This is a genomic window from Bacillus sp. FSL K6-1000 (genome assembly GCF_038630785.1).
Lineage (GTDB): Bacteria > Bacillota > Bacilli > Bacillales > Bacillaceae > Bacillus > Bacillus safensis.
In genome coordinates, this window is record NZ_CP152042.1 from 1998756 (window position 1) to 2017694 (window position 18939).

The window sequence follows — 18939 nt, forward strand, 5'->3', positions numbered from 1 at the left end:
TGAATGTTCTTTTGTCAATGAAAAAGGAGGATACACAGCGGTATCCTCCTCATTTACAAGTTTTCAGCTAATTAAGATGTGATGATGGGCTTTACCGGCAGGACGGATTCAATTTTACTTTGAAGCGCCGTATCTTCCTTACGATCAAAATATATATGAATGCTTCCTGCGTCTTGGCTTGTCCGGATCAGTCTTCCAATCCCTTGGCGTAAGCGAAGCAGCATATACGGAAGGTCAACTTCAGCATGTGCATCCTTTGCTTCATTTCGTTTCGCTTCAAATACCGGATCATGCGGCGGATAAGGAAGTCCCCAGATGATCACATTCGTTAATGATTCACCTGGAATATCAAGCCCTTCCCACAGATGAACAGAGCATAACACAGACGTCTCATCAGCTTGGAACTTTTGAACAATTGTGCTGATTTCCTCGTCTCCCTCAAAATATACGTCAAACGGCAGTGATTCATTTGCTGCTTCAAGCTGTTTTCTAAAGAAATGGAGTTCATCAAATGAAGGGAAGAGAATCAGAGATCGTCCTCCATTTTCTTTCAGCTGAGTGATCACTTGCTGTGCTTTTGCCTCTTGCTCAGCGATCTGCTGAATTCCATGGAAATAAATCTTCATTTGTTCATCGTAATCATACGGCGAAGCGACACTCATTGATAAGTAATCGTTAATCCCAAGACTTTCAGCTAAATAATCAAAGGATTGATTCTCAGACAATGTAGCGGAAGAGAAAATATATGGTCTTTTTTGCGAGAAAACTTTTTCGCCAAGTACCTCTGCAACCGTCTTCGGCATCACAACAAATGTTGTATCTAATTCCTGTTTTTCCAGCCAGCTAATGGCATTTTTTTGATAAAGCGATAGAGAATACGCCATTTGTTCAATGTATTCTTCCACAACAGATAATTCATATTGATCGATCGTATACATTTCAGATTCAAACACGAGCGCTTCTCCGATTTTTTCAAGCAAGTCACACAATTCGCTTGCAGAACGCTTCACCTCATCGACACGCCCAATTTCAAGCCGGTGCGAGCCTTTGACTTCTTTGGCATGTGTTTTTAAGAGATAAAAGAACTCATCGTTTGTTGCAAGTGCATCTTCAACAAGCTCTGCAAATTCTTCGCGTATGTCGTTTTGCAAAAGACGCTCCAAAAATGTTTCAAGCGTTGATTGCTTCACTCGGTACGTTAACGCTTTTTGAGCGGCAAACTCGAGAAGATGTCCTTCATCAAATACGACGGAGCTATGCTCAGGAAGCAGCGGAAGCTGTCCCTCACGTTTTCGGGATTCCTTCGTCCACACATGCTCCATGTAAAAATCATGTGAACAGATGATGAGATCTGTCGCTTTTCGGTAATGATCTCTTGATAAATTCAGACCGCAGCGATGACGCATATCGCACGTCAGGCAGTCCTGAAACGAGTCATAGCCAATTCGTGACCATTCATCATTTGATAACTCTGGATACTCTTTTCGATCGCCATACGGATAAAAGGTTTGCATACCGTGTGATTCATGAACAAATGAAGGCAGTGATTCATAAATATCGAGCCACTTTTCATCATCTTCACGCTGCATCGTTTTCTCTAGCTTCTTTAAGCATAAATATTGATCATGCGATTTACTTAATCTCGCATCTATTTGAATATCAAGGTGATTGGCAATTTTATAGATATCACCTTCTTGTTTAACGAGCTGTTCAATTAACGTTTCGTCTGCACATGCAATAATCGCAGGCTTCCCTGTATACCTTGCATATGTGACGGCAAATAATAGATAGACGATGGTTTTGCCTGTGCCTACCCCAGCTTCGGCAAACATCACACTTTTTTCTTTAAAGGCTCTTTCTAGCTGAAAAGCCATGAATATTTGTTCATCTCGAAGATCAAAGCCCTTTTCTGGCAAAATGTCATAAAACACATCACCAATCCAGTTGCCCAGTTCTTCGTAAAAATTGTGTTCTTTTGATAATGAAAAAGGCAAACGAGATGCTGTCACCTGCTTCAACCCCCAACTTTTGAATCATTCAGACATTCAATAGTACCATTTACGCTGGGGAAAAACAATCTTTTTTTATGAGCGCAGGCGATGTTGATAGCTTTCCTTCATTAAAAATGCATGCTCAGAACGTTCTATGTATGCCTGAGCCAGTGCCAAATCTTCGATGGCTGCCGTAAGCTGAGCAGATTGTCCACCTTCATGCCCTTCTATTTCTTGAGCAGTCGAAGCGAGTGCTTTTTGGATTAACTGAATTTGATCATAATGAATCATGAAGACACCTCTTTTTTTAAAATCAAGTTCAGTTTATTCCGTCTCGCTTAGAGTTATACCTTTTCAGCACAAAAAAGCCGCACCTTCTTTCGGTGCGGCCATTTATTACGATTCGGTTGTTTGCTTTCTAGGCGGGCGTTTTCCCCAATATTGATAATAGTCTGTTTTGATAAAACCGTTAAACAGCTTTCTCTTTTTCGTCGCTTTTCTTCCGAAGCATTCTTCGAATTTTTCGTGTGACGTTAAGATGTAAATGGACCAGGTATCTAGGTTCTTAAATGCTTCACCCATTCCTTGATACATTTTTTCAACTGCTGGTTTATCACTCAGTCGTTCACCGTAAGGAGGGTTTCCGACAATCACACCATACTCGTCTTTTGTTTGAAAGTCTTTTACTTGCATTTGTTTAAACTCAATCAGTTCACTTAGTCCTGCTTCTTCTGCATTCATTTTTGCAATGTCTACCATACGATGGTCGATATCACTTGCAATAATGCGGAGCGGCTGGTCATAGTTTGCTTTTTCTTCTACTTCTACACGCGCTTTGTTCCATACGTCTTCGCCGATCCATTCCCATGATTCAGACGCAAAATCCCGGTTGAATCCCGGGGCAATGTTTTGTCCTATCATCGCTGCTTCAATGGCGATTGTTCCTGATCCGCAGAAAGGATCAACAAACGGACGGTCAGGTGTCCAGTTCGTTAATAGGACGAGCGCAGCTGCAAGCGTTTCTTTAATAGGTGCTCCGCCTTGATCCATGCGGTATCCACGTTTATGAAGACCTACACCAGATGTATCAAGAGTAAGCACAGCTTTATCTTTTAAAAGAGCGATCTCGATTTTATATTCAGGTCCCGTCTCTTCAAGCCATTCAGACTGAATGTTGTAGGAGGATTTCAGCTTTTGCGCGATGGCTTTTTTGACGATGCGCTGGCAGTCCGGCACACTGGCAAGCTGAGATTTCACAGATTTCCCGATGACAGGAAACGTACTATTTCTCGGTAAAAAAGCGGCCCAGTCAATCGCTTTCGTCCGTTCAAAAAGCTCATCAAATGTTTTTGCCGAAAATTCAGCAACTTGTACCTTGATCCGGTCTGCTGTACGCAGCCAAAGGTTTGCACGGCAAATCGCAAGAGCATCCCCCTTGAAAATCACTTTTCCATTGTCGACTGTGCACTCATAGCCAAGGTCTCTTACTTCTTTTGCAACAATTGCTTCAATCCCCATTGGAGCTGTTGCGATGAGTGTATAGGTTTTCATTAATTTATCACCTGTTTTCTCGTCCTTTTATGTATTCAAGATAAAAGCTCTCCATATGTTGAAATAGGAGAGCTTTGTTTCATCATGTTTATTATAACGGATATAACGTTCTGTAAGCCATGTTTTGTTCCATCGTACTGCAAACGGCAAATGCCTCGTACTCAGGTGGTAATCATCTATCTACAGAATTCTCTGTCCTTCTCTCCGTTTGGTTCCTTTGAGAAAGTTCCCCTACCAAGTTTGGGTTTCTCGCTCGAGGGGTTTACCGCGTTCCACTCTCACCATTTCTAGTGAGACTTCGTCACTGTGGCACTTTCAAGGATACTTTGCCATATCCTAAAGAGGACGTAGGCATTTTTCCTGCCGTCAGCCTTTCCCAGGCTGCCCTGGCTTATTTTTTCGCCAGGCACGAACACTACGGGCATCTCAGCACCGTGCGAGCATGGACTTTCCTCTGCAATGCCCTAAATAGCATTACAGCGATTACCCGAACGTTAATCAATAAGCGTTATTATAAACGACAATGACATCTGACACAAGCTTTTTCAGCAAGACTCAATCATAAAGTTTGCTGCCAAAAACGTGTTTCTCAAGGTTCGATAGTCTTTTTAAAATATCAAAGTTTGTTGTATTAGACTGTGCAGGCTGTCTTTTCCCTTGTTCAACAGCTTCTTCAAGCTGTTTTGACAAGTGGAGGTTTTCTTGTTGAAGTTTTTCGATTTCTTGGTTGAATGTCTCATAGTCTTTAATGACCATATCTAAAAATTTATCGACTTCTTCTTGTTTGTACCCTCTGACACCTGTTTTAAATTCTTTTTCTAAAATTTCTTTCGCAGAAAGCTTTACTTTATCAGCAAGCATCTTTTTCACCTCATATCGTGAATTCATAGTATATTTTTTCAGAAATACGTGACGTTGTCAAATTTTCTCTTGCTTTTAATCAAAAAACGGATCTTCCGCCTCAACCTGCGCTCTTAGATCATCCATTGTGATGTACATAATGGGGTAATCGGTATAGGCTTCTGCTTCTCTAATCATATACTTCGGCGATCCCTCATGCTCGGGATCATATAAGACGAGAAGTCCATCTGTTTTTTCAATAAAAAAGCGGTTCTTTTGTTTAAATTGTGCCGGACTTTCATACGGTCTATGCGTGACACTTTCTACAAAATCGGCCTGTGCAAGAATTCCTTCATACAATTCTTTGTTTTGCTCATTCCAGCGCTCTTCCTGTTCATAAAATGGCGTAATGACTGCAAGTTTTAACGCTGGATATTCCTCCTGAAGCTCAAACACCACTTCGGCTGTCCAGATTTCTGCGCCAAGCTGGCCTGATATGAGCACCCATTCCAGACCTTCTTCGATAAGGGCTGTCAGCCTTTTTTGAAGCTCCGCTTTTATGTATTGAAGTGCAGGCTCGTCTTGCTTGAATATCCCAAGCTCAAACGGCTTGTACCCTGTGACAGCAATAATTTTCATTTCTTCACCTGCTTTTAAAAAATGGGACTTATAAAAGTCCCATTCACTTTATCTGTTACAGCAAGGTCCACCGCAATTAAAGTGTTGATGTGTTGTCGGGTCCACCTGAGAAAACGTATGCGGGAAGTAGTGAACATGTTTGAAATTATGGTGGTGAACATTTGTCACATGCTGCGGGTGGATATGCGGCACAATTGTTGTTGACTCGCTGTGTGTACAGCAATGATTCGTCGGATGAACAATTGGCTGTGTAACATTCGGATGGCAATGATGATGATGATGGTACATGTAGCATTCCCCTCTCCTTTATTTTCTTACATTAACAATGTATGAATCAAGAGGTGTACATGTACTAATGCATTAACCTATTTTAAAAGTTGGCAAGAAAAATATCTTTATAGTTCGAAAACACAAAAGCGACCAAAATGACCACAAGAAAAAACAAGTAGAAAAGACCCTTATACATGCTATACGCTCCTCATTCAATATCTAACGTTATTTTACAGGATTCGCGGCCTTTCTACAATAAAAGTGCTAAACATTTTTTATTTTCGGCCGAGAGCCGAACGTTGTCATTTTTTGCGCTTTCCCGGGTAATAATATTTCATTGCCCAGCTTTTCTCAATAGCCGTTTTTTTCGTTTCTCAAGCTCTTCCGTGTCTCGCTCGCTTAACGACGAGAAAGATAATAAAGATTCGGTGATGGAAAGAGCTGACCTTGCATCTTTTTGGCGATGCTCTTTACACTTCGCAAGCTCTATACCTGCTTTTAATGCTAAATGGACATCACTTGATTCAAATAATGTTTCCCAAATTCGAACTGCTTCATCCCACTCGTTTAGCCGTTTATATTGTAAGGAGAGATCATAAGCCGCCTGATTGGCATGTTCAAAATCAGCACCTGTTAATTCCCGCAAATGCTTCGTAGCTTCCTGTACATCTCGATGCGCAAGATGCCACCTAGCCAGCGCGTATTTCTCATCGTGCTCCTTTACCGCATCCATAGATAGGATTTTTTTGGATAGATGGATGTAGAGGCTGATTAACGAAAGGACGTCTAATTCATTATGAGTCAAAATCCCTTCGATGAGCTTCGGATTTTGTTCCTTTAAAAAATGAAAATAGATCATCGGTGCCAAAAAACCTGGTGTGTCGCCTTCCCGGTGAACGTGCAGCTCTTCTTTTTCAACCACAGACAGCGCCATTCGTTCATATTTATGCTTCCACAATCGTCTTGAACCATGCAGAAGATCAAAGTGGCCAAACTCTGGAAGCGCAGGGATTTGATCTCGCAACAAAGTATGTCTCGTTTTCACTTGCGGCCAATCGAATGATTTTCCATTATATGTAACAAGCGATTCTACGTTCACTTCATCGAGAAAGCTTTTATAAAGAGCCGCTTCATTTCCCGGATTTGTGAGCAGGTGCTGTTTCACCACTACTTTGTCAGCAAAAACCCGCGCATGTCCAAGCAAGAAAATCATATTTCCCGTCCCGCCAGATAATCCTGTTGTTTCTGTATCAAAGAAAAACAGTTCATGCGGTTTGTAACCTTTAGCAGATAGTGAATGCTGGATGCCGCTTTTGTTCCAAGCCTCGATGATCTTTGGCAGTTCCGCAAACGAATAGAGTCCATGCTTGTCATCTAATGAATAGGTGACTTCTCGAATGAGACAAAAGGAATCCTCAAAGTGATATGGAGCTGCACCCAGTTGCTCCCATTCCTTTAAAAATGGGATGTTATCAGCCGTCACAGGTTGGGGCTTTCCTTCCACTGCTTTTTGCCGTTTTTCGTTTGGCTGGTTGTGCGATAAGTGCTTCTTCATTCTATTTAATTTCCCTTTTAATGACATGAGTAGCTCTCTTCCTCCTTCCCCTTAAAATCCAGACATCAATTCAACAATGCTGCTTTTTCCGCTCACCTCTTTCATTTCCATGCCAATGCAGGATGGACAGCCGTTCTCACAGCGGCAACGCTCTATCAGCTGAATGGCTGCACCGGCTATTTCATCGAAACGAGCTTGGACCTCTTTGCTTAAGCCGATTCCGCCAGGGTAGTGGTCATATAAAAAGACTGTCGGTTTACCGGTATGTGCCGCTTTAATTTGTGAAACAACATGAATATCTGAGCGGTCACACATCACAAAGGCTGGTACAATGTGCTGAAGAACATTTGCGATGCCAAGCAGCAGCTGTTCAAGTGTTTTCTCTTCAAATCTCCGCTCTGCTTCATGTAATTCAAACCAGGCCGCACTCGTATGAATTTCTTCTTCAGGCAAGTGAATTGGACCAGAGCCGATATTTTCACCAGTGCTGAGCCGAATTTTTTTAAAAATTGTCGGCATTGCGTTGACAGTGACATCACCGTAGTGAACAGATACCGCTTCTTTCTCTGTTGTCTGATCGATTTCAAGCACCTTGAGCTGAACAGCTAAATTAGCATCTGTATAGTATTCTACATCCACTTGTTTCACATAAGCCTTCAGATGCTCGTAATCTAGCTTTTCTACTTGATACTGAACCCCTTCATGTAAATAAATCGCTTCATCATGCAGCAGTGTCATCGCACTGAATCGATCCATCTCTCCAATAATTCGGACATTCGCTACATCTGATTGATCCACAATCACTACATTTTCCTGGCTTGCAGACCGCAGGCTGATGCCATGTGCTGGGAACGATTGATCTGACCAATAATACCGGTTCCCGCTAAAATGAAGAACTCCTTCTTCATGTAAGTATTGCAAAATATCTTCTACTTCCATGTCGCCAAACTGTTCATCCGTCCGAAATGGCAGCTCGTAGGAAGCACATTTTAGATGATCCACTAAAATAATGAGATTTTCAGGATTGATTCTGGCTGCTTCAGGCGGTCTATTAAAGAAATATTCAGGGTGTCTGACAATATATTGATCAAGGGGTGAGGAGCTTGCCACCATGATAATAAGCGCCTCCTCATGACGCCTTCCAGCACGTCCTGCCTGCTGCCATGTACTCGCTACACTGCCAGGATACCCCGTCATAATGCATACCTTTAACTGACCTATATCTACCCCTAATTCTAGGGCGTTCGTGCTGACGACACCTAAAATGTCTCCTTCTCTTAATCCCTTTTCAATCACGCGCCGCTCTTTTGGCAAATAGCCTCCGCGATACCCGCGAATCGATTTTGGACCGATTTCTTTTTTCACAAGCTCTTGAATGTGACTTAAAATCACTTCTACTCGTACTCTGCTTCTAGCAAAAACGATCGTTTGAATTTTTTCTTTTAAAAATGTTTTAGCCAACTGGTTGACGACAGTGGCAGCGCTTTGTCTAATATTTAATGGTTTATTCACCACTGGCGGGTTATAAAACACAAAATTCTTTTTACCGCTAGGCGCTCCGTTTCGTTCAATAAGATGTACTTTGCTCCCTGTGAGCTGCTGCGCCAGCTCTTTTGGATTCGCAATCGTTGCTGAAGTGCAAATAAACACCGGATCACTTCCGTAAAATGCACAAATTCTCTTTAGCCTGCGTATCACATTGGCCACATGACTGCCAAACACACCTCGATATGTATGAAGCTCATCAATGACAATATACTTCAAATTCTCAAACAAGCTGACCCATTTCGTATGATGAGGCAAAATGGCTGAATGCAGCATATCTGGGTTTGTGATGACAATATGTCCTGCTTGTCTCACTCGCTGCCGAATGGCTGGTGAGGTGTCACCGTCATATGTTTCACTATGAATCGGAACATCCATCTCGTGGATGATCTCGTTAAGTTCACTCTTTTGATCCTGCGCGAGCGCTTTTGTTGGGAATAAATAAAGAGAGCGGTTTGTCTGGTCTTCTGCAATCGACTGAAGAACAGGCAGATTGTAGCAAAGCGTTTTACCTGAAGCTGTTGGTGTAACAGTCACTACATGCTCACCATCCATTACTCGTTCAAAGGCTTCTTTTTGATGAATATACAGTTCTTTCACGCCTCTTTTTTCAAGCGCCTTTTTTAGCCTGTCGTCCACTCTTTCAGGAACGGGAGAGGTCTGTGCAGGCTTTGCTTCAATTTCATGCCAATGCTCTACCTGTTCGTCTTTCTTTAATTCTTCTATCAGTTCGTTCATTGTTTTCTTTTTCATATTGCGTCCACCTCTCATTCTAGTGTACCGAATATTTGTTTGCATGACTAGGCGGCAATTTTTTGATGCTGGAGTTATGAGCAAATACTTTGAACTGTTGTAACAGTATCTATTACACTTCTATAGTGAAATGATTTTATCAAGGAAGAAGATGATCAGAGTGAAAAACGAATTTAAGCCTTTATTTGAACCATTTACGTTTCCTGGAGGCGCCTCTATTGATGGTAGGTTAGTGGTTGCTCCAATGACACACTTTGGTTCTCATGACGATGGCACCATTTCAAAAGACGAAATTGATTTCATTACAGCTAGATCAAGTGAAATGGGTATGGTGATTACAGCATGTGCGAACGTGACTCCAGATGGGAAGGCATTTGAAGGACAGCCTTCTATCGCAAGAGATGAAGATATCCCAGGCCTGAAAAAACTGGCTTCAGCAATCCAGGCAAAAGGAACAAAAGCCATTATCCAAATCCATCACGGCGGCTCTCAGGCTCTCCCTCATTTAGTTCCAAACGGTGATGTGGTTGCGCCAAGTGATGTGTTCAAAGATGGAAAACAAATTGCACGCGCTTTAAAAGAAGAGGAAATTACTCATATTATCGACTCCTTTAAAGAAGCGGCAAGACGAGCGATTCAAGCAGGGTTTGACGGCGTGGAAATTCACGGAGCAAACGGTTATTTATTACAGCAATTTTACTCACCACATAGCAATCAACGTACAGACCAATGGGGAGGAAATGAAGAAAAACGTCTAGCTTTCCCTATTGCTGTTGTAGATGCAGTCAAAGAGGCCATCAAAGAACATGCGGCTAAACCGTTTATCTTTGGATACCGGTTATCTCCTGAAGAACCTGAAACACCTGGTTTAACAATGACAGAGACGTTTACATTAGTGGATGTTCTCAAAACAAAAAACCTCGATTATTTGCATATCTCTTTAATGGAGATTGGCTCTAAAGCAAGACGAGGCGCAGATTCTAATAAAACACGTATGGAACTGCTAAAAGAACGCTGCGGCGATACTCTTCCGCTTATTGGAGTAGGCAGCGTCATTACAGCTGAAGATGCTCTCCATGCTTACAATCAAGGGATTCCTCTGATTGCTGTCGCTCGAGAGCTGATCGTCGACCCAGATTGGGCTAAAAAGATTAAAGAAGGCAGAGAACAAGAGATTGAAACCGTCATTAAACGCAGCCAAAAAGACAAGTATCTCATCCCAGAAGGATTGTGGTCTGTCATGGAAGCGAGTCAAGGCTGGGTTCCAATGGAGGATTAATATCCTCAATAAAAAACTACCCTATTAACGGGTAGTTTTTTCTATTCATAAATTATTTCATTTTCACGGTAAAGAGCTTGGACATCTGCTTTTCTACAGAGCCTTTTGGTTCTTTATCAAGTCGTTCGACCAAGTCACCATTCATAATCACAATCGGTGTCACTGTACTTGATGCTTTCTCTTCAATCAGTTCTAAATCACACGTAATGAGAGGGTCACCGATTTTCACTTTATCCCCTTCTTTAATGTGCGCTTCAAATCCTTCACCATTTAACCCAACTGTTTCAAGTCCGATATGAATCAGAAGCTCAAGCCCCGAGAGTGTTCGAATGCCAATTGCATGTTTTGTATGGAAGAGCTGAATGATTTCACCCTCTACTGGTGACACAATCGTCCCACTTTTTGGTTTTACTGCTACGCCGTCTCCCATCATCTTTTGAGAAAAGACGGGATCTGGTACATCAGTCATATCCATTAACTCTCCATCAACTGGAGAATAAATGACTTCTTCCTTTACATCATCTTGGTTTTTTCCGAAACCGAATAATTTTTTCAGCAATGTCAATTTGCTCCCTTCAAGCTTTGCTTCCTAAATCTATTTAGTGTAAGAAACTTTACGCCTATACACCTTGCTTCATTCAACACTATTTAATCATAATTTTTTCCTCTCATCAATTGATAACCGCCTGAGCCCTTTCTGCATAGGCTGTAGATGAGAGGTGATTCGAATGAAACAAGATAACGAAAACAAACATGAATTGCTGGCAAATGAAGATATCCTATATGAAGCGATTGAACAATTTTTTGCATCCTCCCCGTTTCACGAGATATTAAATAGTGCGGAGGCACTCATGACCACATCGCAATCACTTGCATCAATAACGACTGATGTGACAGAGGATGAACAGAATGTGTATATCGAGATTCAATTTCCAGACCATTTTGTCGAAGGAGACATTGCGCTAGAAGTAAAAGCTCAATATTTACACTTATCAGTGCAGGAAAAAATTAAAACGGATACGACTTCCTCGTATTCAAGCTTTACAAAAACCATTTTAATGCCGGCAAAAATAGATGAAACGAAAATGAAAAGTGTGTGGAAAGATCAATCGCTTCGTGTATCTGCACCAAAGCAAACAACCCAATAGATCGATCTATTGGGTTTTAACTATGCTTTAAAAATGCTTGTAAATCCTTTCGCCAATGAGCCTACTTGATTCATTGTACTCATCATTTGGCCAGCTGTATCAAACATTTTGTTAAAATCGTATTGCCCATTCGTCTTTTTGAATTGCGACAGCACACTTTTAAACTGAGAAGGCTGCTGTTTTTGCGGTCTTGGCAAAGGATAAGGGTTCATAGGCTGCTGCATGGGCATCATGCCTGGCGGCTGCATTTGGGGTGGATTCATCGCTTCAGGCGGCTGCATAGGCGGCACATTTTCTTGGTATCCATAAGGCGGCTGATAAACAGTAGATGGTGCCTGGTTCATTCCACCTTGATATGGCGGCATGAAATAGTCTGGAGGCTGCGGAGGCTGCTGCTGCATCTCTGAATACGGAAAAGGCCTTTGCTTGAATTGATTGAATTCATAAGGCTGCTGGTTTGAATAAGGGAACATCTATCTCGCTCCTCTCGCTCTCAACACATATTGATGTCACTCATATATTATGATCAAAAGCAGAAGATGTGCCTAAAGAAGTCATAAGAAAAACGCAGCATTATGTCTTTAGCTGCGCTGTTTGATTTCTTCTATTAAAAGGTTCAGTGTGTAAACCACTGACTCAACTAAATTTTTTACACGGGGTGCATGCTGTTTGCCAAAATAAGATTGCAGGACAACCTCTTTACCATTTTCTTTTACGGCTTCAAGCTGTTCTTGGTGTAAATATCTAGGTTTGACCTGTTGAACAAAGGAGATAGCTGCGGTGAGCCACTCTTCCATTTTCTGATCAAATGTATCAACGGCTGGCTGAATATCCGTATAAAAATCATACAATGGGTACTCCTCTTCAGCCTTTCCCTTTTGGTACTGCTCATACGCTTTTTCGATCCATATTCTCAAGTTTTGTGTATGTTCAAGTAATGTTTGATTATCCAAAGTGTTCACCTCTATGAACCATCCTATCAAACGTTTACCTATTGCTCAAATAGAAAAGCTATCCGGCGTGATATGCCGGTCTTGCCGCCAGTTTATACTCGGCTGCATGAAGCTTCACTTCACAGTCCTTTACTTCTGATTCAAGCCGGTCAATGATTTGTTCTTGCTCTTCTATTGCTGCACGTTTTGTCTGATTCACAGCAAGAGACAGCTCTGCTTCCACCGCATCAATTTTTCGCTCGATTTCCTCTAACAACTGCATAATGGATTCTTTTGATACAAATTCGCTCATCATCAGATTCCTCCTTTATCGTCTCTCGTTACATTCTCTTTTCTTTCTCACCCTCCTTCACACATGACAAAACTAGAAGCAAATCGCCAATCTAAGTGTAGATAAGCGCTATTTCTTCCTTTTCGACAGATGCTTGTCCTTCTTTGTATGATTGCGTCCGATTGTGTAAATTCTAAGGACAAAAGGAGGTAGATTTCATGAAAAAGAAGCCAGCACCAAAAGAGCAAAATCCAAAAGGGAAAGAAAACAGTACAGATCAGCTTGATAAAAAGCTCGGCGGTCCTAATCGTCCATCTACGTAAAAAAAAGCAGGCACCCCCTGCTTTTTATTTATGCAAAAAATAGTGCTCTAATGAGAAAAGAAAACGAAGCTGTCTTTTTTTATGAAAATACCAGTCCGTCAGCTCAATCTGCTTTGGCAGCGGCTCTGCCTCAAATAAAGATGGACTCAATTTCTTTTGAAACCAATCTTCCCTTTGATCGTCTAATGAATGTGTCATCACGGGATAAACCGTCCGAAGAAAAGGTGTTGACCTTCTAGCGATCCCTAAAAACGGCTCAAAATCAAACCGAGACCCAGTATGCGGAACGGTATGCAAAAAATGATAAAAATCCGAAAACAAATCGGCTCGAAATAATAGTTTCGCTAGTTTTTTACCTAATGTAATGCGTTCCTTTACATTGGAAAACTTCCGTATGGTTAAGCCGTACAAATGCCCGTCCACCGTTGGAAAAACAACGGTTTGGAAATGTCCCCACTCGCTGAAAAGATATTGAATCGAGTGAAAAACATTCTTTTTCAGAAGAGGATTTTGTATAATAGGAGATTGTATAGTATATTGTTCATTTATGATGAGTGCATAAAGCAGACGCTCTGTGTCACGCTTTAGCCAAAAATGTTCCCACTCAGCGCTCATAAAACGAGACACGGAGAAATAAGGCAGCAGATGAAACAAAGGTTGACTGCATCTCTTAGACCATTCATACAAAAGAAGCTGAGGATAAGCATCCGAAAAGATCAGCCAATTCGCTCTTTCATATGCTGTGAAAAAAAGATGCCCCTGCTGATCCGTTAAACCTGGATGGAAGAGTTCGCCCTTTAAATCTGTCATGGACCACCCTGCATTTCTTGAGACAAAGGAAGCGAGCAGCGACCATTTCATCTCTGGATGCCGGTCATAAAACCGCTTGTAAGCATTTGTCCTCGTCAGGTTGTCTTTATTTTTTGCTTTCGTTTCACGCAAAATTTGCTGAGTGATGATGTGCTCTTCTTGGGACAACATGGTGATCTCTCCAATACAAAATGCATTAAAAGGAGGCTGAAACTTGATGATTCGGTATCCAAACGGAAAATCGTATCAGCCCATTCAACAAATTGGGACAAAAAAAAGAATCAGCGGCGAATCCTCTTATAGTAACCGCGGGATGACGCTTGAGGCTGATTTAAATGAAACGAACCAATACTATTTGGTCAACGGGATCGCAGTCATTCATAAAAAGCCTACCCCAGTTCAAATTGTGAATGTGGATTATCCAAAAAGAAGTGCTGCTGTCATTAAAGAAGCCTATTTTAAACAATCCTCCACAACAGACTATAACGGGGTGTACAAAGGCCGCTATATCGATTTTGAAGCAAAGGAAACCAAAAGCACTACCTCGTTTCCGCTCAAAAATTTCCACGACCATCAAATTGAGCATATGAAACAGGTTGAAAAACAAGGCGGCATTTGTTTCGTTATTATATCCGCTTTTGGCTCCGTTTATTATTTGCCCGCTTCAGATCTCTTTTTCTTCTGGGAGCGGCAGAAGCAAAACGGCCGTAAATCCATTAGCAAAGACGAATTAATGGAAGCTGGCCACATAATGACACTTGGATATTCGCCAAGAATTGATTATATTAAAGTAGTGGAGACACTTCATTTTTCGGATGAAAGCAAGCAGCAATTACGTTCGAAAAAGGTTTAACACGAAAGGTTGAGATGTGATGTCTGATCAATTTACAAGTCGTGAGCAGCGACGTAAAGCAAGTCAAGAAAAGAATAAGAAGCAAAAGAACAAAAAAGGCAAAAAGAAAGCAGGTCTATTTAAAAAAATATTTTTATCTTTACTCGTGATCGGTCTACTTTGTTTAGTTGCCGGAATCACAACTTTTGCCGTTTTTGCATCAAGCGCTCCTTCTATTGATGATAGTAAGCTTAAAACACCATACTCTTCAAAACTTTATGATAAAGACAAGAAAGTGTTTGCAGAAGTTGGTGCAGAAAAAAGAACGTATGTCTCGATAAAAGATATACCCGATGTGGTAAAAGACGCATTTATTGCGACTGAAGATGCGCGTTTTTATAAGCACCACGGAATTGACCCAATTCGTATTGGCGGTGCCCTTGTCGCAAACGTTGAGGACGGCTTTGGAGCTGAAGGCGGAAGTACAATTACACAGCAGGTTGTGAAAAACACCCTTTTAAGCAAGCAAAAGACGTTAAAACGGAAAGTACAGGAAATATGGCTCTCGATTCAACTTGAGCAAAAATACTCTAAAGATGAAATTTTAGAAATGTATTTAAACCGTATTTTCTTCTCTCCTTATGCTTATGGTGTGGGGAAAGCAGCTGAACAATTTTTTGGAGTGACAGATTTAAATAAACTAACCGTTGCACAGGCAGCCACACTTGCAGGTATGCCACAAAGTCCTACTGTCTATAATCCAGTTAAAAATCCCGAGGCAGCGGAAAAACGCCGAAATATCGTTTTAAGCCTTATGAAAAAACAAGGCTACATTTCAGAAAAAGACTATGACGTTGCAAAAGCAACCCCTATCAGCAAGACCGTCGTTCCTGCTGATAAATATAAGAGCCAAAACTCTAGTAAGTACTCTGCCTACATTGAAGAAGTGATGGAAGAAGTACAGAAAAAAGCCAAAGTGGATCCGTCAACTGATGGATTAAAAATCTATACATCACTTGATCGAAAAGCACAGGATCACCTAGATGATATCATCAATGGAGATTCAGTTGGTTTTACGAAAGGTATGCAGGCGGGTGTCACCCTGCTTGATACGAAAAATGGTGAAATACGTGCCATTGGCGGTGGACGTGATGTACCAGCCGGCGGCTTTAACTATGCGACAGATGCAAAACGCCAGCCAGGGTCCACAATTAAACCGATCTTAGATTACGGCCCAGTCATTGAAAACAAAAAATGGTCAACATATCAGCAAATCGATGATGCACCATATACGTACTCAGATGGGACACCAATTAACAACTTTGATAGAAGACATTTAGGGAAAATGTCGATGAGAAGTGCTTTGGCACAATCACGTAACATCCCTGCACTCAAAGCATTCCAAGAAGCTGGTTCAGCGAATGCCGCGCAATTTGCGAATAATTTAGGCATGGACTTACCTTCTGATATTCCAGAATCTTATTCAATTGGTGGATTTGAAGATGGTGTGTCTTCATTAAAAATGGCAGGTGCATTTAGTGCGTTCGGCAATAACGGATACTATAATGAACCGCACGCTGTCACATCTGTTGAATTTAATGACGGGACAAAACTTGACCTTACGCCGGACTCGAAAGCAGCGATGAGTGATTACACAGCATTTATGATCACAGACATGCTGAAAACTGCTGTCCAATCTGGAACTGGTACACTTGCACAAGTACCGAACGTTCAAGTAGCTGGTAAAACCGGTACAACGAACTTCAGACAAGATGATATTAATAAATACAATATCCCTTCTGGCGGTGCGAAAGATTCTTGGTTTGTCGGTTATACGCCGCAATATACAGCAGCCGTATGGACTGGAATCGGTAATTCAAAAGATGCAGACGGTAAAATGTGGCTGACTGAATACGAGCAGCGTGTTGCCAAAATCGTCTTCCAGCGATTAATTTCTCAAATTGATGATGGAAGCGGCTCATTTGAAAAACCAGACAGTGTCGTCGAAGCTACGGTTGAAAAAGGTTCAGATCCAGCAAAATTAGCCGGACCGAATACACCAAGTGACAAAAAGACAACAGAATACTTTGTTAAAGGAACAGTTCCAACAAAAGTGTCTGACACTTATGAGAAAAAAGAAGCCGATAAGCCTTCTGACTTAAAAGCGGTGTATGATGAAGAGAAAAAATCCATCACACTGACTTGGGGCTATTCTGACGACGCTGATGCTACATTTAATGTCAAGCAAGCGGTTGATAATGGCGGCTATAAAGAGATTCAAAACAGCTCTGCTAAAGAAGCGGTCATCTCTGATGTGAAGCCTGGCTCCACATATAAATTCCAAGTGACAGCCACTGTAGAGGATGTCACAAGTAAAGCGGCTTCTACCTTCCTCACCATTAAGGATGACGCTGATGAAGAAGAAAAAGCGGATGATGAGAATAAAGAAGAAGAAGAACCGCAGCAGCCTGACGACGAGCAGACAGACCAAACAGACGATAACAAAAATCAGCAGCCCCCTGGCACTGATGAACAAAAGCCTGATGACAAAAAAGATCAAGATAAGGATAAGGATAAAGACCAAGGCAAAAATACCGAAAACGGAAATAATGGTTCTTCAGATGATGGCTCAGACAGTACAAATGGGAACAGCAACTCACAAACTGATCATAAAGATAAAAAGAAAGATGATGCGAAAGCCAACTCTCAAAGTTCCAATTCGCCATCAAATTCTACTTCTCGTAAAGAAGATGAATAATGAAAAAGCACTTGCCTTCTTGGCAAGTGCTTTAAGATTGTTGACAAAGGGCTAAAATGATCTTGATTTTAGCCCTTTGTCTTCTTTTCAGCGTGATAGAAAACCTTTGCAGTCTAGGAAGGACAAGCACTGGAGCGGAGCGAATTTGACATTCGTGAGCACCGGAGCGCAGACCTGACAAAGAATGCGAGGGTTTGTCTACACGCTTGAAAGCACTTGCCTCCTTGGCAAGTGCTTTTTTTAACGCTGCTGTCTGATTTTCTTAAGTGCTTCATATTTTCCATACTGCTTTTTTAATTCCGTGTATAGCTCGTCCAATTGAATAAAGCAGTGATATTGAGTAGGTTTTAACAAAATGAACTCTAAACGTTCCGTCCAATTAATCGGAACAACAGGAAATGTCTCTTGCTTGATAAGTTCCCATTCAAAGGTTTGGACACTCTCCCCTTTGATCCAGTAAAACATCGCAATCATACTGACGATTCCTTGCAGCATATCATCTTCATCACAGCGAGATTTCCTTGTTTGGAAACGAGGAAGCATTTTTTCTTTTAATTCGTTCCACAGTTCGAACATGACAGGAACAAATTCTTCTGTTTCCTGCCATGGAAGCTCGTCTGTTAAAGGTTCCGAAGATAGATCATATGCGAGCGGGTTGGCTCTCAGTATATCTACTCGATCACCTTTAAACGCTACCTTTTTCTCTTTTAGCTTTTCGACATATGAGGTGAAAACAGCTGCCCCGCTCATGCGAGCTTCACCAGTCCTTTTTTCAGCCTCTTCTGCCCTTCCCTGCACATATCAAGAAGCGGACACGATTCGCACTGCGGCCGCTGCGCCTTACAATGATATCTCCCAAAAAAGATCAGGCGGTGATGCGTCACAGACCAATCTTCTTTTGGCACCTTTTTCATCAAGGTTTGCTCTACTTCAAGCACAGAATCCTTCCAGCGGCAGATGCCTAGACGCTTGCTGACTCGTTCTACATGTGTATCTACTGCTATTGCCGGTACTCCAAAAGCGACTGAAACGACGACATTTGCTGTTTTCCGGCCAACCCCAGGAAGCTTGACAAGCTCATCCCTGTCCTTTGGTACTTCACCGCCATATTCTTCAATCAGCATTTTGCTCAACTTTTGAATGTTTTTAGCCTTATTTCGATAAAGACCAATCGAGCGAATATCTTGCTGCAGTTCTTCAAGCGGTACACTTAAATAGTCTTCTGGTGTTTTATATTTTTGAAATAACGTTTTGGTGACTTTGTTTACAAGCACGTCTGTACACTGAGCGGAGAGCGCAACAGCAATCACAAGCTCAAATGGATTGGCATGAACAAGCTCACACTCCGCCTCTGGAAACATATCTCCTATAATATCTAAACACTCATTGATTTGTTTTTTTGATAACATGCCTTCTCCTTT

At 41.6% G+C, this 18939-nt stretch carries 20 protein-coding genes and 1 other RNA gene; 5 read left to right on the plus strand and 16 right to left on the minus strand.

The genetic code is table 11. From position 1 onward, the window contains the following. Positions 1 to 71 precede the first annotated feature (71 nt). The 9 genes from MHI46_RS10145 to MHI46_RS10185 all read right to left on the minus strand — a co-directional run bounded on the left by MHI46_RS10145 (position 72) and on the right by MHI46_RS10185 (position 9144). Positions 72 to 2009: an ATP-dependent DNA helicase gene (locus MHI46_RS10145; protein ID WP_341083942.1), complete on the minus strand. Its 1938-nt coding sequence runs from the start codon at positions 2007 to 2009 to the stop codon at positions 72 to 74. A 75-nt stretch (positions 2010 to 2084) separates the two neighbouring features. Further along, complete coding sequence (locus tag MHI46_RS10150; protein WP_024422762.1) at positions 2085 to 2282, minus strand: hypothetical protein; 198 nt, start codon at positions 2280 to 2282, stop codon at positions 2085 to 2087. 105 nt (positions 2283 to 2387) lie between these two features. Continuing rightward, positions 2388 to 3542: a class I SAM-dependent RNA methyltransferase gene (locus MHI46_RS10155; RefSeq protein WP_342502814.1), complete on the minus strand. Its 1155-nt coding sequence runs from the start codon at positions 3540 to 3542 to the stop codon at positions 2388 to 2390. 108 nt (positions 3543 to 3650) lie between these two features. Beyond that, positions 3651 to 4037, minus strand: an RNA gene (gene rnpB / locus MHI46_RS10160) — RNase P RNA component class B. 60 nt (positions 4038 to 4097) lie between these two features. Beyond that, on the minus strand, positions 4098 to 4403 hold the full coding sequence (gene gpsB / locus MHI46_RS10165) for a cell division regulator GpsB (protein WP_012010336.1): 306 nt from the start codon (positions 4401 to 4403) through the stop codon (positions 4098 to 4100). Between the two features lie 75 nt (positions 4404 to 4478). After that, positions 4479 to 5021 (minus strand): DUF1273 domain-containing protein, encoded by a 543-nt coding sequence (locus tag MHI46_RS10170; protein WP_029706022.1) that lies wholly within the window; start codon positions 5019 to 5021, stop codon positions 4479 to 4481. A gap of 48 nt (positions 5022 to 5069) precedes the next feature. Further along, entirely contained in the window at positions 5070 to 5309 is a 240-nt protein-coding gene (locus tag MHI46_RS10175; RefSeq protein WP_073206049.1) for a CotD family spore coat protein, read from the minus strand. 316 nt (positions 5310 to 5625) lie between these two features. After that, entirely contained in the window at positions 5626 to 6873 is a 1248-nt protein-coding gene (locus tag MHI46_RS10180) for a ribonuclease H-like domain-containing protein (protein WP_039179451.1), read from the minus strand. Between the two features lie 24 nt (positions 6874 to 6897). Further along, complete coding sequence (locus tag MHI46_RS10185) at positions 6898 to 9144, minus strand: DEAD/DEAH box helicase (RefSeq protein WP_039179453.1); 2247 nt, start codon at positions 9142 to 9144, stop codon at positions 6898 to 6900. A gap of 160 nt (positions 9145 to 9304) precedes the next feature. Here MHI46_RS10185 and MHI46_RS10190 point away from each other — a divergent pair, with 160 nt between their 5' ends. Beyond that, the gene (locus MHI46_RS10190) at positions 9305 to 10423 is read left to right on the plus strand and encodes an NADH-dependent flavin oxidoreductase (RefSeq protein ID WP_235354763.1); all 1119 of its coding nucleotides are present in this window, start codon (positions 9305 to 9307) and stop codon (positions 10421 to 10423) included. Between the two features lie 52 nt (positions 10424 to 10475). Here MHI46_RS10190 and MHI46_RS10195 read toward each other — a convergent pair whose 3' ends face one another. Beyond that, the gene (locus MHI46_RS10195) at positions 10476 to 10982 is read right to left on the minus strand and encodes a PTS glucose transporter subunit IIA (RefSeq protein WP_039183169.1); all 507 of its coding nucleotides are present in this window, start codon (positions 10980 to 10982) and stop codon (positions 10476 to 10478) included. A gap of 169 nt (positions 10983 to 11151) precedes the next feature. Here MHI46_RS10195 and MHI46_RS10200 point away from each other — a divergent pair, with 169 nt between their 5' ends. After that, complete coding sequence (locus MHI46_RS10200) at positions 11152 to 11571, plus strand: Hsp20/alpha crystallin family protein (RefSeq protein WP_106025047.1); 420 nt, start codon at positions 11152 to 11154, stop codon at positions 11569 to 11571. Between the two features lie 20 nt (positions 11572 to 11591). On the opposite strand, the gene MHI46_RS10205 is transcribed toward MHI46_RS10200, so the two are convergent. From MHI46_RS10205 to MHI46_RS10215, 3 genes are all read right to left on the minus strand, one after another. Continuing rightward, positions 11592 to 12044 carry a YppG family protein gene (locus MHI46_RS10205; protein ID WP_039179462.1) on the minus strand — a complete coding sequence of 151 codons (453 nt, stop codon included), beginning with the start codon at positions 12042 to 12044 and terminating at the stop codon, positions 11592 to 11594. A gap of 108 nt (positions 12045 to 12152) precedes the next feature. Continuing rightward, positions 12153 to 12533, minus strand: coding sequence for a YppE family protein (locus MHI46_RS10210; protein WP_342502815.1), 381 nt, complete (start codon positions 12531 to 12533; stop codon positions 12153 to 12155). Between the two features lie 49 nt (positions 12534 to 12582). Further along, a complete protein-coding gene (locus MHI46_RS10215) occupies positions 12583 to 12819 on the minus strand; it encodes a DUF5446 family protein (RefSeq protein WP_039179468.1) in 237 nt (78 codons plus the stop codon). A gap of 194 nt (positions 12820 to 13013) precedes the next feature. On the opposite strand from MHI46_RS10215, the gene sspM reads away from it, so the two are divergent. After that, positions 13014 to 13118: an acid-soluble spore protein SspM gene (gene sspM / locus MHI46_RS10220; protein WP_039179471.1), complete on the plus strand. Its 105-nt coding sequence runs from the start codon at positions 13014 to 13016 to the stop codon at positions 13116 to 13118. Positions 13119 to 13142: 24 nt separating this feature from the next. On the opposite strand, the gene MHI46_RS10225 is transcribed toward sspM, so the two are convergent. Beyond that, a complete protein-coding gene (locus tag MHI46_RS10225; protein ID WP_039179474.1) occupies positions 13143 to 14099 on the minus strand; it encodes a DUF2515 domain-containing protein in 957 nt (318 codons plus the stop codon). 46 nt (positions 14100 to 14145) lie between these two features. On the opposite strand from MHI46_RS10225, the gene recU reads away from it, so the two are divergent. Together recU and MHI46_RS10235 are read left to right on the plus strand one after the other, a co-directional pair. Continuing rightward, on the plus strand, positions 14146 to 14781 hold the full coding sequence (recU, locus tag MHI46_RS10230; protein ID WP_058837936.1) for a Holliday junction resolvase RecU: 636 nt from the start codon (positions 14146 to 14148) through the stop codon (positions 14779 to 14781). A 19-nt stretch (positions 14782 to 14800) separates the two neighbouring features. After that, the gene (locus MHI46_RS10235; RefSeq protein ID WP_268465574.1) at positions 14801 to 17518 is read left to right on the plus strand and encodes a PBP1A family penicillin-binding protein; all 2718 of its coding nucleotides are present in this window, start codon (positions 14801 to 14803) and stop codon (positions 17516 to 17518) included. Positions 17519 to 17758: 240 nt separating this feature from the next. Here MHI46_RS10235 and MHI46_RS10240 read toward each other — a convergent pair whose 3' ends face one another. Beyond that, entirely contained in the window at positions 17759 to 18268 is a 510-nt protein-coding gene (locus MHI46_RS10240; protein ID WP_144490268.1) for a YpoC family protein, read from the minus strand. Next, on the minus strand, positions 18265 to 18927 hold the full coding sequence (nth, locus tag MHI46_RS10245; protein WP_024422776.1) for an endonuclease III: 663 nt from the start codon (positions 18925 to 18927) through the stop codon (positions 18265 to 18267). The genes MHI46_RS10240 and nth overlap by 4 nt, the downstream gene beginning before the upstream one ends. Positions 18928 to 18939 lie beyond the last annotated feature (12 nt).